Below are 17,596 nucleotides of genomic sequence, written 5' to 3'. Positions count from 1 at the left end.
TGGTGCCGTCGCCGAAGTCCCAGGCGTACGTGCGGATCGTCCCGTCGCTGTCGGCCGAGGCGCTCCCGTCGAAGCTGCAGACCAGCTCGTCGCAGGTCGCCATCACCGCCGCGGTCGGCGCCACGTTCGCCGGCGGGGCGGTCGCCGAGGCGGTCGCGGTCCTCGTCCCGGTGGCGCCGTCGTCGTCGGTGACCGTCAGGGTGACGGTGCGGTCCCCGGCGGTGGCGTAGCTGTGCTGCGTGCTCGCGCCGGTGCCGCTGGTCCCGTCGCCGAAGTCCCAGGCGTAGCGCGTGATGGTCCCGTCGCTGTCGGTCGATCCCGCGGCGTCGAAGGTGCAGGCCAGGTTGGCGCAGGTCACCGTCGCCACCGCCGTCGGTGCCGCGTTCGGGGCCGGTGCGGTGGCGGTGGCCGTGGCCGTCCGGCTCGCGGTGGCGCCGTCGTCGTCGGTGACCGTCAGGGTGCCGGTGCGGTCGCGGTGGCCGTGGCCGTCCGGCTCGCGGTGGCGCCGGCGTCGTCGGTGACCGTCAGGGTGCCGGTGCGGTCGCGGTGGCCGTGGCCGTCCGGCTCGCGGTGGCGCCGGCGTCGTCGGTGACCGTCAGGGTGACGGTGCGGTCCCCGGCGGTGGCGTAGGTGTGCTCGGTCGTCCGGCCGGTGCCCGTCGCCCCGTCGCCGAAGTCCCAGGCGTAACCGGTGATCGTCCCGTCGCTGTCCTGGGACCCCGCAGCGTCGAAGCGGCACGTGAGGTCGGTGCAGGTGACCGAGGCCGAGGCCGTCGGCGCGGTGTTCGGCGGTGCGGGAGCCGGGCCGGCGACGACGAGCCCGCGGGAGGCCCACGAGCCGTCGGCGGACACGGTGGCAGGTGTGCCGCGGAGCGCGCCGTCGGTGAAGCTGATCGACCGCAGCGCGCCGTCGGCGCCGGAGGCGTAGAAGACCTTGCCGTCCGCCAGGGTCATCCCGGCGACGCCGGAGAGGTCGACCCCGCCGTTGTCGCCGACGAAGGTCTGGGCGCCGACGACCTCGCTCTCCGGCGTGAAGTAGCGGTAGAGCAGCCGGGCGTCGCCGGACACCGTGTAGTAGAGCCGGTGGGTCGCCGGGTCGAAGAACGCGCCGGTCAGGCTGCTCGTCGGGAAGGGGATGCGGGTCCCGTCGTCGGGGTCGTCGTAGAGGTCGACCATGCGGGGCGTACCCACCCGGCCCTCGTCGAAGCTGCGGGCCACGAGCCCCTGCGAGGTGCCGTAGTAGAGGGTCCCCGCCACGAGGAAGGTGCCGCGGGCGGCGACCCAGTCGGTAGACGTCGACACGGTCTCCGCCGGACCCACCGGAGCGCCGCTCGCGTCGACACCGCGACGGACGAGGGAGACCGAGCTGCCCGTCGACACGGACGGGTCGATGATCTCGATGGCGTTGACCAGCGGGTTCTCGACCACGTGGCCGAAGTCGATGTCGACCGAGCCGTCGCTCACGACCGACCGGCTGCGGACGGTGCCCACCGAGTGGCCGACCGAGCCGGCGAGGTCGAGGTCGTCGAGCCAGGTCTGCCCTTCGAGCGCGACGTCGAAGACGCGCTGGCCCGCGCCGCTCGTGCAGCCACAGGTGTTGGCCAGGTAGAGGCGGACCTCGACGGTTCGCCCGCTGGCCACGGGGAAGTGCCACTGCATCTCGTCACCGCCGCCGCCGTCCCAGCGCTCCGACTCGTAGAGCTCGCGCGGGGTACCGGTGGGCACCGAGCTGTCTAGCGAGCCGATCGAGGCGGCTGCCGTGGAGCTGCCGCTCGTCCGCAGGCTCGAGTCGGGGGACGTGTCCGCAGCCCAGTCGGGACCGTCGTCCTGGCTCGGCACCGCCGGGCCACCGGTGTTGATGCGGTACAGCACCCGGCCGGAGGTGGCGGCGCGCTGGACGGCGTACACGCTGCCCGGCAAGGTCGCCTGGCGGGTCACGGGGATGGAGGAACCGCCCTGCAGGGGCAGGAACGCGAGGCGACGGCGCGGCTCGCCGGCGAAGGACTCCGTGTCGCTGCCGACCCAGAGCCCCTGGTCGTTGGCGAAGATCGCCTGGGCGCCGACGCCGCGCGTCCGGCCGGGGTTCCACCGCAGCGGCAGCCCGTTCACGGGGTCGAGAGCGGCGATGCCCTCGCGGGCGACCGCGCCGGGGCCGGCCTGGTCGCCCTGGTAGGGGTTGTTCTGCCAGCGCATGTGGCCGCCGACGTAGACGGCGGCGCCTGTGACGGCCACCCCGTAGGACGTGTCCCCGCCCGTGTAGTCGATCCAGGTCGGCTGCTGCCCGGGGCCGCTGCGCCCGAGCTCCCAGCGGCTCGTCGTGTCGCAGAGGGTGCCGGAACCGGCCCCGCCACCGAAGGCGCCGGTCGTCGAGACGACCACGTAGGTGCCGTCGGGAGAGATGTCCAGGTCGCGGGTCCAGGTGTCGAAGTTGCCGGAGCAGCTGCCGTTGCGCGCCTTGTCGTACCGGTCGGTCCCCCAGCTGCTCACCGTCGCCGGCCCGGACGCCGGGAGGTCGACCATCGCGACCTGCTGGTGCGCCGCGCCGCCGACGGAGGTGAAGTTGCCGACGGCGACGAGCGAACGACCGTCCGGGCTGATGTCGAAGCGCTTGATGTTGGTCGTGCCGCCGTTGTACTGCCCGGTGAAGGGGACGTCGACCTCGGCGAGGAGGCGACCGCTCGTGCGGTCGACCGCGGCCAGCCCTCCCCGCGGCTGCCCGCCGGCGTAGGTGAACGCCCCCCCCATGTAGAGACGGTCTCCGCTCACGACGACCTCGTTGACACCACCGGCGGGGACGGTCGGCTGACCGCTCGCGAGTGCCCCGGACGTCGACAGCTTCACGACGCTGCGCCGGCTCGTCCCGTTGACCGTGCCGAAGTAGCCGCCCGCGAAGACCGACGTGCCGTCGGTCGTGAGGGAGTTGACGGCTCCGTCGAACGAGGGGGCGAAGCTCGTGACCACCCGGCCCGAGGCGGCGTCCACGGCGAAGAGCGACCGGCGCGCGAGCGTGGCGCCGGTGCTCCGGTCACGCACCTGGGTGAAGCTGCCGCCGACGAAGACCGTGCCACCGACCTGCGTGATGGCGAGGACGGCGCCGTCGAGGACGTCGGGCGTCGTGTTCGCGGGGTTCGCCGAGACCACGCCCGGCTGCGCCGCGTTGACCGCCGCCGCCGGGACCGCCCCGGCGAGCAGCCCCACGGCGGTGAGCAGGGCCGCGACGGCGGCGATCGGGCGGACGGGCCGAGCCGCCGGCGTGGTTCGTGCGAGCAGGCTGGCGCCCATGATCACTCCGCTCTCGACGCCGGGACCTTCGGCCACGACGCACCCCCTCTGACGTCACCGACGGTAAGGGTCGACGGCCCGGGACGTCTCGGACATCACCTGTTCGGGTGCGGTCGGTGCTCGCACGGCGAGGGAGGCGCCCGTGGGGCTCCATGACGCCTCGTGCGACGACGCTCCGTCAGGGGCGGTGGGGCGTGAGCTCGTGGGGCGGAGCGGACGGGAGGTCGACCGGGACCGGTCCGGGCGCGCGGGAGGGGACGGCCGCCCGGCCGTCCCCTCCCGCGCCCCTCAGCTCCTCAGGCGGGTCGCAGCACCGCGGAGATCATGGCGGCCTTCGCCGAGCCGCCGTCCGTCGTCGCCGTCAGNCCCCCCCCCCCCCCCCCCCCCCCCCCCCCCCGCCCCTCAGCTCCTCAGGCGGGTCGCAGCACCGCGGAGATCATGGCGGCCTTCGCCGAGCCGCCGTCCGTCGTCGCCGTCAGGCCCCCGGCTCGTCCGACCGCCACGGGGGCGCCCGAGTCGGCCAGCAGCGTGGTGACCCTCCCCGATCCGGTCGTCGCGACCTGCGCCCGCTCGACCACCGACTCCGGCGCCGCCCACGTCGTCGTAGCGCTCGACTTGTCGCTCCAGCTCGAGACGACCCAGGAGCCGGGGCGCGCGACGTCGACCTGAGGCGTCGTGTGGCTGCCCGGAGCCCCGGTCGTGCTCCCGGTGGTCACGGAGTCGAGGACGGCCCCCGACCAGGCGCCCACGACCATCGTGGTCTTGGTGGAGGCGTCGTGCTCCACGGAGAGGGCTCGCCCGGCCTCCGAGCCGTCGGCGACACGTGACCACAGGGTCGAGACGACCTCACCCTTGTCGCCCGTCGCGCGCCCGGCCTCCACCCAGGTGCCGGCGCCGCTCGGCGCCGTCGTCGAGGCGGCCCGGTTGGTCGTCACGACCAGCAGCAGCTGGTCGCCGGCCTGCACCTGAGCCGGGACGTCGACGGACGCACGGGTCGAGGTGCTGCTCGCCGAGGTCGTCGCCCGGTGCGCGACCTGCTGCGTCGCCGGGGCGTAGATGACCGCGGGCACCGACGTCGTCGCCGTCGTGCCCGCCGAGTCGGTGACGACGAGCGTCGCCGTCCGCTCGCCCGGACCCACGTAGTCGTGCGTCACGACGGCGCCCTGCGCCCGGGTGCCGTCGCCCAGGTCCCAGGTGTAGCCGACGAGGGGTCCGTCGGGGTCGCTGGAGGCGGAACCGTCGAAGGTGCAGCTCAGGTCGGTGCAGCGGACGCCGGCGACGGCCGTGGGCGCCCGGTCCGGCGGCGGGGTCGTCGTGGCCGTCACCGAGGTCGACGCCCGGTGCCCGGCGGAGTCGGTGACCGTGAGGACGACGGTGCGCGCCGCCGCGGAGGTGTACGTCCGGGTGGTCTGCGCGCCTGACGCCGTGGTCCCGTCACCGAGGTCCCAGGTGTAGGAGCTGAGGGCGCCCTCCGCGTCCGACGAGCCGGACGCGTCGAAGGTGCACGTGAGCTGGTCGCAGGACGCGGTCGCCCGCGCGACGGGCAGCTGGTCCTCCCGCGGCCCCCCCACGAAGATCCCGGTCCCGCGCCACGAGGTCCTCGTCCCGACCCGAGCCAGGGTGCCGGCGACCATGGCGCCGCCCGAGAACGCCACGGAGCGCAGTGCTCCGTCGTTGGCGTTGCCGAAGAGGACCCGGCCGTCCGTGAGCGTCATGCCCGCCACGGTCCGGAGGTCGAGGCCGCCGGAGCCCGCCGTGAAGGTGACGGCCCCGACGACCTCGCTGGAGGGGGTGAAGTAGCGGTAGAAGAGCCGCGAGTCGCCGGAGACCGTGTAGTAGAGGCGGTGGCGCTCGGGGTCGTAGAAGGCGCCGGTCAGCGTCCCGGGGTTGAAGGGGATGGCCGTCCCGGTCGTCACCTCGGGGCGCAGGTCGACCTGACGCTCGGGGCCCAGCTGGCCCGTCGCGGAGAAGGTACGGGCGAAGAGGCCCGTGCCACGCCCGTAGTAGAGGGTCTCCCCGACGCGGAAGGCGCCGCGGGTGGCGGCCCAGTCGACGGTCCGGTCGACGGCCGTCGGCGCCGGCGCTCCTGCGAGCGCGTCGGCGGACGTGCGCTCGAGCGCGGCGGCCTGCCCGCCTGCTCCGGTGCGCTGGACGTCGTAGAGCTGCTGGTGGGCGAGCGCGGGCGGAGGGGCGTCGTCCACGGCCACCGACGTGCCGCCGGTGAGGGGGACGAAGGCGATGCGGGCCCGGAGCCGTCCGGCGAAGCGGTCCGTGTCGCTGCCGACCCAGAGGCCGGCGTCGGTCGCGAGCAGCGACTGCGCCCCGACGCCACGGGTGCGTCCCGGGTTCCAGGACAGCGGCAGGCCGTTGCGCGGGTCGAGGGCGGCGACGCCCTCGCGGGACACCGCTCCCGGGCCCTGCCGGTCGGCACGGTAGGGGTTGTTGAACCAGCGGAAGTGCCCGCCCACGTAGACGGCGCTGCCGGTCACCGCCACGCCGTAGCTGGTGTCGCCGCCCGTGTAGTCCACCCAGGTGGGCTGCTGGCCCGCGGTCGGGCTGGCGGCCGGGCTCTCCCAGCGGCTGACGCTGTCGCACAGCGTCCCGCTCCCGGAACCGCCGCCGAAGGCCCCGGTCGTGGAGATGACGAGGTAGCTGCCGTCCGGCGCGAAGTCCACGTCCCGGACGAAGCTGTCGAAGTTCTTGCTGCAGCTCGTGTTCTTCGCGAGCGAGAAGCGGTCGGTCGTCCAGCCGGAGACCGTCGCGGGGCCGGAGGGCGGGAGGTCGACGCCCACCACCTGCTGCCGCGGCTGGCCGGCGACCGAGGTGAAGTTCCCGAGCGCCACGAGCGTGGAGCCGTCGGGGGCGACGTCGAAGCGCTTGATCGTCGTCGTGCCGCCGTTGTACTGCCCGGCGAAGGCGAGGTCGACCTCGGGCAGCAGCGCTCCGGAGGAGGCGTTGAAGGCGGCGAGCGCGGACCGGGGGGCCGTGCCGACGGCCGTGAACGACCCTCCGACGTAGAGGCGACCCCGTGAGACGACGACCTCGGCCACCGTGCTGCTCGGCGTCGCCGGCTGACCGGCCGCCAGGGTGCCGGAGAGCGTCAGCTTGGCCACCCGCCGCTGCTTGGTGCTGCCCGCGACGCCACCGAAGCTCCCGCCGACGTAGACAGAGGTCCCGTCGGTCGCCAGCGAGTTGACGGCCCCGTTGACCAGCTTGGCGTCGAAGCCGGTGTCGATCTTCCCCGTGACGGCGTCGAAGGCGAAGAGGCCGTTCCGGGCCAGCGAGGTGGTCGAGCCGGCGTCACGCACGGACGTGAAGGTGCCGCCGGCGACGACGGTCCGGCCGACCTGCGTCATGGCGACCACGGCGCCGTCCTCGACCTGCGGCGTCCAGGCCACCGGCACCTCGCTCACGACGCCGGGCTGCGGCGCGTTGACGGCGGCGGCGGGCCCGGCGGTGCCGGCGGCCAGCGCGGTCGCCACGGCCACGACCAGCAGCGTCCTGGCCGGGCGCCGGCGGCCGGTTCCGTCGCTGGTTCTCGGGGTCCTGCTCACTGGGTGCTCCTCGGCTCGACCGCTCGGGTGCGCCGGGAGTCGTCCCTCGTCCTGCGCTGGAAGCAGACGGTAGCCGCGCGTTCCATGTCGGGACCGCGAGTTCACGCACCGCGACGGCGCGCTCATCCGAACAGCCCAGGAGTCGCCTCTCGGGTCGGGCGGGCGACGGAGCCGCCGGCCCGTGCCGGTAGGACGGGTGCGTGCGTCGCATGCACCCAGTAGCCTCCGCACGCGCCCGGTCGGGTGCCCGGACACGGAGGTCGGCATGAGGCCAGGTCGCAACCGCCAGGCCGGCACGTCGCGGGCGAGAGGCTCGCGCGTCCTCCTCGGCGCCGTCACCACGGCTCTCGTCCTCGCGGTGCCGCAGCAGGCGGCGTCGGCTGCGTCACCGGACCCGAGCGGCGTCGAGGTGGACCTCGGCGAGGCCGCCTGGGGTGTCGACCTCGCCGACGGAGCCGCGCTCGTGGACCCCGCGGGGGGTTCTGCGGTGCTGCGGACGACCGACCGGCCGCAGCCGCAGGTCGGCACCTCGGTCGTCGACGGCACCCGCGGCCTGCGGCTCGGCTGGGTGTGCCGGGTCTCGTTGTGGTCCTGCGGGCGCGCGCTCGTCGAGCTCGACGGCAGCCGAGCGCTCAACCCCGGGGCCGGTGACTTCCGCGTCAGCGCTGAGGTCGCGCTGGAGCCCTGGCAGACCTCGGACGGCAGCAACGTCCTGCAGAAGGGGTGGAATCAGGGCGGTGCCGGCCAGTACAAGCTCCAGGTCGACGGGCTCGCCGGCAGGCCCAGCTGCGTCGTCGTGGGCACGGGGGAGACGACGAGCTACCGGGTCAAGGGCTCGAGCAGCGTCGCCGACGGCGAGTGGCACGAGCTCGCGTGCCAGCGTGTGGGCGACGAGCTCCGGCTGCTCGTCGACGGCGCCGTCGAGGGGCGGACGTCCCTGCCGCCGGACCTGTCGGTCGACAACGACTCGGTGGTGCGTGTCGGCGCCAAGGGGCTGGGCGGCTACGACGTCGACCAGTTCTACGGACGCCTCGGCCGCGTCAGCGTGGACATGGCCGGCTGACGAGGTCGGTGCGCGTCCGGCCGAGGACGGACGCGACGCGGGGGAAGGCCGGTGACGGTCGTACCGTTGTGGGCTGACGCACGCGCCCTGGTCGGGACCGGCCTGCAGAGCGGCTCTGGCCGCTGAGCGGCGTGCCCTTCCCACCAGCCCTCTCCGAGGAGCCCATGAGCCTCACCGGCCTGCTCGACGTCCTGCGCGCGGACCCCGCGCTCGTCTCCGCCACGCAGGCGGCGGCCGAGGGCGTCACCGACGTCCTGGACCTCACCGCCCCCGCCGGCACGCGCCCCGCCGTCGTCGCCGAGCTGGCCGGGGAGCGCCCGCTCCTGGCGGTGACGGCCACCGGCCGCGCCGCCGAGGAGCTGGCGGCCTCGCTGCGGTGCTTCCTGCCGGCCGGCTCGGTCGCCGAGCTGCCGTCCTGGGAGACGTTGCCGCACGAGCGGCTGTCCCCGCGCAGCGACACGGTCGGCAAGCGCCTCGCCGTCTTCCGCCGCCTGGCGCACCCGGGCCCCGAGGGCGCTCCCGACGGGCCGGTGCGCGTCGTCGTCGCCCCGGTGCGCGCGGTGCTGCAGCCGGTGGTCCGGGGCCTCGGCGACCTACGACCCGTCAAGCTCGCCGCCGGCGACGTCGTGGACCTCGACGACCTCGTCGAGCGGCTCGCCGGCGCCGCGTACAGCCGGGTCGACATGGTCGAGCGGCGCGGCGACTTCGCGGTCCGCGGCGGGATCGTCGACGTCTTCCCCCCGACCCGCGACCACCCGTTGCGCGTCGAGCTCTTCGGCGACGAGGTCGAGGAGGTCCGCGAGTTCGCCGTCGCCGACCAGCGCTCCCTCGAGATCGTCCCCGAGGGGCTGTGGGCCCCGCCGTGCCGCGAGGTGCTGCTCACCCAGCAGGTCCGCGACCGGGCGCTGGCGCTCAAGGAGCAGCTGCCGGGCGCCGCGGACATGCTCGACAAGATCGCCGCCGGCGTCGCCGTCGAGGGCATGGAGTCCCTCGCGCCGGCCCTCGTCGACGGGATGCAGCCGCTGACCGACCTGCTGCCCGAGCGCGCGCACGTCGTGGTCCTCGACCCCGAGCGGGTGCGGGCTCGCGCCCACGACCTCGTCTCGACGACGCAGGAGTTCCTCGCCGCCGCGTGGTCGAACGCCGCGGCCGGCGCGCAGACGCCCGTCGACCTGTCCTCCGCGAGCTTCCTGCCGCTGTCCGTCGCCCGCGGCGCCGCGCTCGCGGCCGACCACCCGTGGTGGTCGCTCACGGCCTTCGGCGCCGACGAGAGCCTCGCCGAGGCCGGCCTGTCCGGCTCCCAGGACGACACCGGGGGCGTGCAGCTGCGGCTCGCCGCCCGCGACACCCGCTCGTTCTCGGGCGACGTCACGACGACGCTCGACGACGTCCGCACGCACGCGCGCGACGGCTGGCGGCTGGTCGTCACGGCCGAGGGCCCCGGCTCCGCGGACCGGCTGGCCCAGGTCCTGCGCGACGCCGACGTGCCGGCGCGGCGCGTGCCCAGCCTCGACGAGGCGCCCGAGCCGGGCGTCGTCCACGTGACGACGGGCGCCGGGGGAGCGGGCTTCGTCGCGGAGTCCCTGCGGCTCGGCGTGCTCACCGAGGCCGACGTGCTCGGCCGCAGCGGGCCGTCCTCCACGAAGGACATGCAGAAGCTGCCGAGCCGCCGCAAGAAGCAGGTGGACCCGCTGCAGCTGCGCCCGGGCGACCCGGTCGTGCACGAGCAGCACGGCGTGGGCCGTTTCGTCGAGATGATCCAGCGCACGGTGGGCGGCTCGACGCGCGAGTACCTCGTCATCGAGTACGCACCGAGCAAGCGCGGCCAGCCCGGCGACCGGCTGTTCGTGCCGACCGACACCCTGGACCAGGTCACCCGCTACGTGGGCGGGGAGGACCCGCCGCTCAACAAGATGGGCGGCGGCGACTGGGCCAAGACCAAGAGCCGCGCACGCCGCGCCGTCAAGGAGATCGCCGGGGAGCTCGTGCGCCTGTACTCGGCCCGGATGGCCACGTCCGGCCACGCCTTCGGCCCGGACACCCCGTGGCAGCGCGAGCTGGAGGACGCCTTCCCGTACGTCGAGACGCCCGACCAGCTCTCGTGCATCGACGAGGTCAAGGCCGACATGGAGAAGACGGTCCCGATGGACCGGCTGATCTGCGGCGACGTCGGCTACGGCAAGACGGAGATCGCCGTCCGCGCGGCCTTCAAGGCGGTCCAGGACGGCAAGCAGGTCGCCGTGCTCGTGCCGACGACGCTGCTCGTGCAGCAGCACCTGGAGACCTTCTCCGAGCGTTTCGCCGGCTTCCCCGTCACCGTGCGGGCGCTGTCGCGCTTCACGTCGACGGCCGAGTCGAAGGAGACGATCCAGGGGGTCACCGACGGGAAGGTCGACCTCGTCGTCGGCACCCACCGCCTGCTCGGCAGCGAGGTGCGCTTCAAGGACCTCGGCCTCGTGATCGTCGACGAGGAGCAGCGCTTCGGCGTCGAGCACAAGGAGACGCTGAAGGCGCTGCGCACCGACGTGGACGTGCTCGCGATGAGCGCGACGCCGATCCCGCGCACGCTCGAGATGGCCGTCACCGGCATCCGGGAGATGTCGACGCTGGCGACGCCCCCGGAGGAGCGCCACCCGGTGCTCACCTTCGTCGGCGCCTACGACGACAAGCAGGTGACGGCCGCCGTCCGCCGCGAGCTGCTGCGCGAGGGCCAGGTCTTCTACGTCCACAACAAGACGGAGACCATCGACCGCGCCGCGAGCCACCTGCGCGAGCTCGTGCCCGAGGCCCGCATCGCCGTCGCGCACGGGAAGATGAGCGAGCAGGCGCTGGAGCAGGCGGTGCTCGACTTCTACGCCAAGAAGTTCGACGTCCTCGTCTGCACGACGATCATCGAGACCGGCCTGGACATCTCCAACGCCAACACGCTGATCCTCGAGCGGGCCGAGCGGTTCGGGCTCTCCCAGCTGCACCAGCTGCGCGGGCGCGTGGGCCGCGGGCGCGAGCGCGCGTACGCCTACTTCCTCTACCCGGCGGACCGGCCGCTCACCGACACGGCGAACGACCGGCTGACGACGATCGCCCAGAACACCGACCTCGGCTCCGGCATGCAGGTCGCGATGAAGGACCTCGAGATCCGCGGCGCCGGCAACCTGCTCGGCGGCGAGCAGTCGGGTCACATCGCGGGCGTCGGCTTCGACCTCTACATCCGGCTCGTCGGCGAGGCCGTCGCGGACTTCCGCGGCGACACCTCGGGCAAGCCGCCGGCGGAGATCAAGGTCGAGCTGCCCGTGGACGCGCACCTGCCGCACGAGTACGTCCCGCACGAGCGGCTGCGGCTGGAGGCCTACCGCAAGCTCGCCGTCGCCGAGACGCTCGAGGCCGTCCAGGAGGTGCGCGACGAGCTCGTCGACCGCTACGGCGAGCCGGCCGAGGCCGTCGGCGGCCAGGCGGTGGAGAACCTCCTCGCCGTCGCGCGCTTCCGGGTGCGGGCGCGCGCGGCCGGCGTCACCGAGGTCAGCGCGCAGGGCACCAACGTGCGCTTCGCCCCCGTGGAGCTGCGCGACAGCCAGACGATGCGGCTGCGCCGGCTGTACCCCGGCTCGCTCGTCAAGCCCGCGCTGCGGGCGGTGCTCGTGCCGGCGCCCCGGACCGCGCGGATCGGCGGCAAGCCGCTGCAGGGCACCGAGCTGCTCGACTGGGCGGCCGACCTGCTCGACGCCGTCGTCGGCGAGGACGTCGCGGCCGCGGGGAAGGTGGCCGCGGGCGTCGGGTGAGCCGGGCGGGGGGCCGTTCTCGGAAGCGTGCCCTCCGCCGGGGTGGCCGTCCCTACGATGACGCGGCCCGCCGAGCCCTCGGCGGCCCCCGGGAGGACGGCTCGCGATGGACATCGACCCGCTGCTGGTCGTCGCCACCTTCTTCATCGGCATCGTCGTCGGCCTGACGGGGATGGGCGGCGGCGCCCTCATGACGCCGGTGCTCGTGCTCTTCTTCGGGGTGCCTCCGCTGACGGCGGTCTCCAGCGACCTCGTCGCCTCCGCCGTGATGAAGCCGGTGGGCTCCGCGGTCCACCTGCGCCGGGGCACCGTGAACCTCAACCTCGTGAAGTGGCTCTGCGTCGGGTCGGTGCCGATGGCCTTCGTCGGGGTGCTCGTCGCCCGCTCGTTGGGGGACGGGCAGGAGGTCCAGGACGTCATCCAGACGGCGCTCGGGGTCGCGCTCCTCGTGGCGGCGACCGGGCTCGTCGTCCGGGCGTACGTCCGGCTCGCCGAGAGGGCGCGCAAGCACGACGGCAGCGCCGAGCCGCTGCCGCAGGGGCGCCCGGAGATCAGTGTGCGCGTGCTGCCGACGATCGCCGTCGGCATGGTGGGCGGCGTCGTCGTCGGCATGACCTCGGTCGGCTCCGGCTCCCTCATCATCATCGCGCTGATGGCCCTCTACCCCACGCTGAAGGCGAGCTCGCTCGTCGGCACGGATCTCGTGCAGGCCGTGCCGCTGGTCATGGCGGCGGCGCTGGGACACCTCCTCTTCGGCGACTTCCAGCTCGACCTCACCGCCTCGCTCCTGCTGGGGAGCATCCCCGGCGTCTACGTCGGCGCCCGGCTGTCCTCGCGTGCACCGGGCGGGCTCGTCCGACGCGCCCTCGCCTTCGTGCTGCTCGCCTCGGCGCTCAAGCTGCTGGGGGTGCCGAACGTCGCCACCGGTGTCGTCCTCGTGGCCGTCGCCCTCCTGGCCCCGCTCGTCTGGATGCAGGTGCGTCGCCGTCACGGGTTCCCGGCCCTCGCCTCGCAGAGGCTCCGCGAGCGGATCGGCTCCCGATGAGCGAGGTCGTCCTCGCGTCGCCCCGCCTGCCCGGGCTGCTGGACCGCCGCGGCTGGCGGACGCTGGACCGGGCCGACGTCGTCGTCGTGCGCGGCGAGCCGGCGGGGTGGGCGCCCGCCCTCGACGACGCCGGCGTGCGCTGGCGGGCGGAGGACGGCGTGCCCGCCGCGCCTGGCGAGATCGTCCTCGACGTGTCCGGGCGCGGCCGGGCGCCGGGTGAACCGCTCGGCGCCCACCTGCTCGACCTCGTCGCGGTGATGGACCGCCTGCGCTCGCCCGGCGGGTGCCCGTGGGACGCCGAGCAGACGCACGCGACCTTGGCGCCGTACGCGATCGAGGAGGCGCACGAGGTCGTCGAGGCGATCGAGGAGGGCACCCCGGCCGACCTCGTCGAGGAGCTGGGCGACCTCCTCCTGCAGGTCGCCTTCCACGCCCGTGTGGCGCAGGAGGCGACGGGGGAGGGTCGGTTCGACGTCGACGACGTCGCGGACCGCGTCGTCGCCAAGCTCGTCGCGCGGCACCCGCACGTCTTCGCCGACCCCGCTCCCGCAGGCACACGTCCCGCCGCGACTGCCGCCGACGTGCAGGGCGGTTGGGAGGCGAGGAAGCGGGTCGAGAAGGGGCGCGCCAGCGCCTTCGACGGCATCCCGGTGGCGCTGCCCGCGCTCGCGCGCGCGACGAAGGTGGCACGGCGCGCCTCCGGGGCGGGGCTCGCGGCGGAGGTGGCCGAGGACGACGGTCTCGGCGGGGATCTTCTCGGCTCGGTGCTCGAGGCGCTGCGGCAGGACGCCTCCGCCGACCCCGAGGCGGCGCTGCGCGCGGCCACGCGCGCGATGGAGGCCCGCCTCCGGGCGCTGGAGCCCCGGTGACGGGGACGACGCCGGGGACCTCCGTCCGCGCTCGTGCCCTCGTCCACGTCCTCGCGCGCGCCTACCTCAACCTCGTCCCGTCGGTGCTCGCGCTGGCCTGGGGGCTCGCCCACGGCGGGCGGCCCGTCGTCGGCCGGGACCTCGTCGTCGAGTGCGGCGGCATGCGCCGGGGCTACGCCCGCGGCGGGACCACGGTCGGGAACGTGTGGCTGCACGGAGGTCTCGGCGGCCCGGACCGTCGGCGGCACGAGGCCCGGCACGCCGACCAGTGGGCGGTCCTCGGGCCGGTGCTCATGCCGCTGCTCTACGGCCTCGAGGCGGCGCTGACCCGCGGCGACCCCCGGCGAAGCCGCTTCGAGCGGCACGCCGGGCTCGTCGACGGCGGCTACGCGCCGCCGCGGTGAGGCCGGGCCCCGGTCGTGCCGCGGCTCCTCCCGCCGTCGTGCGCCGCAGGCCCTCGACGCGGCGGGACCCGCGCGACCGGCGTCCCGGACCGGACCGCGCCCGTCGCTAGGCTCGCCCGCGTCCCGTCCCCAGCCCAAGGAGACCGTCGTGGCCAGCATCGAGGCCGTCGGAGCCCGCGAGATCCTCGACTCGCGCGGCAACCCCACCGTCGAGGTGGAGGTCGCCCTGTCCGACGGCGTCCTCGCCCGCGCGGCCGTGCCGTCGGGGGCGTCGACGGGAGCGTTCGAGGCGGTCGAGCGCCGTGACGGCGACGACGCCCGCTACGGCGGCAAGGGCGTCCTGGGCGCCGTCGACGCCGTGCTCGAGACCATCAGCGACGCCCTCGAGGGCCTCGACGCGTCCGAGCAGCGGCTCGTCGACGCGGCGATGCTCGAGCTGGACGGGACGCCGGACAAGTCCGCGCTCGGCGCCAACGCCATCCTCGGCGTCTCGCTCGCCGTCGCGCGGGCCGCGGCCGAGTCCGCCTCGCTGCCGCTGTTCCGCTACGTCGGCGGCCCCAACGCCCACGTGCTGCCCGTGCCGATGATGAACATCGTCAACGGCGGCGCACACGCCGACTCCGGGGTGGACGTCCAGGAGTTCATGATCGCGCCGATCGGCGCGCCGACCTTCCGCGAGTCCCTGCGCTGGGGCGCGGAGGTCTACCACTCCCTCAAGTCGGTGCTGAAGGGTCGGGGCCTGTCCACCGGCCTCGGCGACGAGGGCGGCTTCGCCCCCGACCTGCCGAGCAACCGCGACGCCCTGGACCTCATCGCCGAGGCCGTCGAGAAGGCCGGGCTGACCTTCGGCTCGGACGTGGCGGTCGCCCTCGACGTCGCCGCGACCGAGTTCTGCACCGACGGCGTCTACCGCTTCGAGGGCTCCGAGCGCACCGCCGAGCAGATGACGGCCTACTACGCCGAGCTCGTCGACGCCTACCCGCTCGTCAGCCTCGAGGACCCGCTGGACGAGGACGACTGGGACGGCTGGGCGTCGCTGACCTCGCAGCTCGGCTCGCGGGTGCAGGTCGTCGGCGACGACCTGTTCGTCACCAACCCCGAGCGCCTGCAGCGGGGCATCGACGGCGGCGCCGCCAACGCGCTGCTCGTCAAGGTCAACCAGATCGGCACGCTCACCGAGACGCTCGACGCCGTGGCGCTGGCCCACCGCAGCGGCTACCGGGCGATGATGAGCCACCGCTCCGGCGAGACCGAGGACACGACGATCGCCGACCTCGCCGTCGCCACCGACTGCGGGCAGATCAAGACCGGCGCGCCGGCCCGCTCGGAGCGCGTCGCCAAGTACAACCAGCTGCTCCGCATCGAGGAGGAGCTCGACGAGGCCGCGCGCTACGCCGGCCGTGGCGCCTTCCCGCGGTGGAAGGGCTGACGCCGCACCGGAGGGGTTGAGGCCGCGCTGCGAGGGCTGAGGCGGCGGCCGCCGGCGGGCGGGGCGAGGGACGAGAGCGGGAGGCGGGACGTGATGGCGGCAGGACGGCGTCCGGTGGCGCCCCGGGCGGGGCGTGGCGACGACGGCGGGCAGGAGCGCGGTGCGGACGTCCGCACGGCAGCGCCCGGGACCACGGCGTCGCCCGTCCGTGCGACGTCGTCGACCGCGACGCCTGCGTCCCTGCACCTGCCGGCGCGCGGGGACGCCGCCGCGCGCGCCCGCCGGGCGCGGGAGGTCGCCGCGGCGGACCGCCGCGGGAGCGAGGGCCCGGGCCGCGGTCGTGGGCTCGTCCGGTCGCTGCCGGCGCCCCGGGGGCTGACGCGCCGGGCCGCCGCGTTCTCCGTGCTCCTGCTCGCCGTCGTGGCGGCGCTGGCGCCGTACCTGCACGCCACCATCAGCCAGCGGGCCGAGGTGGCGGCCGCGGAGGCGGGGCTCGCGCAGACGCGCGCCGACGTCGAGGACCTCGAGGTCGAGCTCGCCCGGTGGCAGGACCCCCTGTTCGTGCAGCGGGAGGCGCGCGAGCGGCTGGCGCTCGTGATGCCGGGCGACCGGCTGTACCGCGTGACCGGCGTCTCCCCGAGCCAGCAGGTGGCCGAGGACCCGCGCGTCGCGGCGGCCGCCGAGCTGCGGACCACCGACGCCGACCGGCCGTGGTTCGGCGTCCTGTGGGACTCGGTCGACGCCGCCGGCCGCGAGACCTCCGGGCGGTGAGCCCCGAGGCAGCCGCGTCGTCCGGTCACGACGGCGACGCCGGCGGGGGCGTCCGGGCGGGGCTCTCGCCCGAGGACGCGGTGGCCGTGGCCGAGCAGCTGGGCCGCCCCTCGCGCGGGGCGGTCGCCGTCGCGCACCGGTGCCCGTGCGGTCACCCCGACGTCGTCGCCACGGCGCCGAGGCTCCCGGACGGCACCCCGTTCCCGACGACGTACTACCTCACGTGCCCGCGGGCGGCGTCCGCCGTCGGGACGCTGGAGTCCGACGGCGTCATGCGCGCCATGACCGAGCGGCTGGCCGAGGACGCCGAGCTCGCCGCCGGCCACCGGCGCGCGCACGAGGACTACCTGCGGCGTCGCGCCGAGCTCGGCGAGGTGCCCGAGATCGCGGGCGTCTCCGCCGGCGGGATGCCGACGCGGGTCAAGTGCCTGCACGTCCTCGTCGCCCACGCGCTGGCCGTCGGGCCGGGCGTGACCCCGCTCGGGGACGAGGCGCTCGCGATGCTCCCCGACTGGTCCGAGCGCGGGCCGTGCGTCGGTCCCGCGGCGGCCCAGGACGTGCAGGCCGGTCGACCCGGGGGCTAGGTCGCGTCGACCGCAGGGGCCGCCGCCGGTCGGGGGCCGGCCCTCATGACCTGCTCGAGCTCGTCCGCGGTGAGCGGGCGGCCGGGCAGCGGGGTGGTGCGGGGCGCGGCGGGGGCGCCGGCGCGCACCCCGTCGAGCAGCAGCGCGGCGGCCCGGCGCCACAGCCCGGGCGCGACGTGGGCGGAGCGGTCGGCGACGGCGCCGACCATCATGGGGAGCAGGGCCATGTCCTGCGCCGTGACGTCGTCCCTCAGCTGTCCCGACGCCTGTGCCCGCTCCACGAGGGCGCCGACCGCGGGACCGATCCGACCGCGTGCGCGCGCCGACAGCTCGGGGGCCGTCGCGCCCAGGACGAGCTGGCGCCAGCCGCGGTCGCGCGCCTGCTCCTCGACGGCGCGCAGGACGTAGTGCTGCAGGCCCTCCCAGGGGTCGTCGGCCGTGAGCGCCTCGTCCGCCAGCGCGCCGAGGCGCTCGACCTTGTCGGCGAAGAGGGCGGCGAGCAGGTCCTCCTTGGTCGGGAACCGCCGGTAGACGGTGCCGACCCCGACGTCGGCCGCCCGGGCGATCTCGTCGTGGCCGACGTCGAGGCCACGGTCGGCGAAGAGCGTGCGGGCGGCCTCGAGGATGCGCTGCCGGTTGCGCTCGGCGTCTCGGCGCAGCGGGGCGGGGGACTCGGGCGTCGCGGGCACCCCCCCACCCTACGAGCGTCCGGAGAGGGCGCTCCATGTTGAGACGCGGCTCCGCTTCGCCTACGGTGGGGCGCCGCGGACGACGGGGTCGCGCCGGTACCCGAGCACAGCACCGACCGAGAGGCGCACCC

12 protein-coding genes are annotated in these 17,596 nt (G+C 75.4%); 8 read left to right on the top strand and 4 right to left on the bottom strand.

The window, feature by feature from the left end:
• The 3 genes from WDZ17_RS13465 to WDZ17_RS13455 all read right to left on the bottom strand — a co-directional run.
• On the bottom strand, window positions 1-358 hold a 358-nt coding region (locus tag WDZ17_RS13465; RefSeq protein ID WP_339575683.1), incomplete at its 3' end, for a PKD domain-containing protein.
• Window positions 359-524: 166 nt separating this feature from the next.
• Complete coding sequence (locus WDZ17_RS13460; RefSeq protein WP_339575682.1) at window positions 525-3,317, bottom strand: PKD domain-containing protein; 2,793 nt, start codon at window positions 3,315-3,317, stop codon at window positions 525-527.
• A 374-nt stretch (window positions 3,318-3,691) separates the two neighbouring features.
• On the bottom strand, window positions 3,692-6,769 hold the full coding sequence (locus WDZ17_RS13455; protein WP_339575681.1) for a PKD domain-containing protein: 3,078 nt from the start codon (window positions 6,767-6,769) through the stop codon (window positions 3,692-3,694).
• 331 nt (window positions 6,770-7,100) lie between these two features.
• Here WDZ17_RS13455 and WDZ17_RS13450 point away from each other — a divergent pair, with 331 nt between their 5' ends.
• From WDZ17_RS13450 to WDZ17_RS13415, 8 genes are all read left to right on the top strand, one after another.
• A complete protein-coding gene (locus WDZ17_RS13450; RefSeq protein ID WP_339575680.1) occupies window positions 7,101-7,898 on the top strand; it encodes a LamG-like jellyroll fold domain-containing protein in 798 nt (265 codons plus the stop codon).
• 164 nt (window positions 7,899-8,062) lie between these two features.
• Window positions 8,063-11,674 (top strand): transcription-repair coupling factor, encoded by a 3,612-nt coding sequence (gene mfd / locus WDZ17_RS13445; RefSeq protein ID WP_339575679.1) that lies wholly within the window; start codon window positions 8,063-8,065, stop codon window positions 11,672-11,674.
• 106 nt (window positions 11,675-11,780) lie between these two features.
• On the top strand, window positions 11,781-12,719 hold the full coding sequence (locus tag WDZ17_RS13440) for a sulfite exporter TauE/SafE family protein (protein ID WP_339575678.1): 939 nt from the start codon (window positions 11,781-11,783) through the stop codon (window positions 12,717-12,719).
• Complete coding sequence (locus tag WDZ17_RS13435; RefSeq protein ID WP_339575677.1) at window positions 12,716-13,588, top strand: MazG nucleotide pyrophosphohydrolase domain-containing protein; 873 nt, start codon at window positions 12,716-12,718, stop codon at window positions 13,586-13,588. Before WDZ17_RS13440 ends, WDZ17_RS13435 begins: the two co-directional genes overlap by 4 nt.
• Window positions 13,585-13,992: a hypothetical protein gene (locus WDZ17_RS13430; RefSeq protein WP_339575676.1), complete on the top strand. Its 408-nt coding sequence runs from the start codon at window positions 13,585-13,587 to the stop codon at window positions 13,990-13,992. Before WDZ17_RS13435 ends, WDZ17_RS13430 begins: the two co-directional genes overlap by 4 nt.
• A gap of 148 nt (window positions 13,993-14,140) precedes the next feature.
• Window positions 14,141-15,421, top strand: a complete 1,281-nt coding sequence (gene eno, locus WDZ17_RS13425; protein ID WP_339575675.1) for a phosphopyruvate hydratase — start codon at window positions 14,141-14,143, stop codon at window positions 15,419-15,421.
• A 114-nt stretch (window positions 15,422-15,535) separates the two neighbouring features.
• Window positions 15,536-16,192, top strand: coding sequence for a septum formation initiator family protein (locus WDZ17_RS13420; RefSeq protein WP_339575674.1), 657 nt, complete (start codon window positions 15,536-15,538; stop codon window positions 16,190-16,192).
• A gap of 80 nt (window positions 16,193-16,272) precedes the next feature.
• Entirely contained in the window at window positions 16,273-16,776 is a 504-nt protein-coding gene (locus WDZ17_RS13415) for a DUF501 domain-containing protein (protein ID WP_422631986.1), read from the top strand.
• Here WDZ17_RS13415 and WDZ17_RS13410 read toward each other — a convergent pair.
• Window positions 16,773-17,465, bottom strand: a complete 693-nt coding sequence (locus WDZ17_RS13410) for a TetR/AcrR family transcriptional regulator (RefSeq protein ID WP_339575672.1) — start codon at window positions 17,463-17,465, stop codon at window positions 16,773-16,775. The genes WDZ17_RS13415 and WDZ17_RS13410 overlap by 4 nt on opposite strands.
• Window positions 17,466-17,596: the final 131 nt, after the last annotated feature.

The organism is Pseudokineococcus basanitobsidens (assembly GCF_037482545.1).
Taxonomy (GTDB): Bacteria; Actinomycetota; Actinomycetes; order Actinomycetales; family Quadrisphaeraceae; genus Pseudokineococcus; species Pseudokineococcus basanitobsidens.
This window is presented reverse-complemented; position numbering and strand designations above follow the sequence as displayed.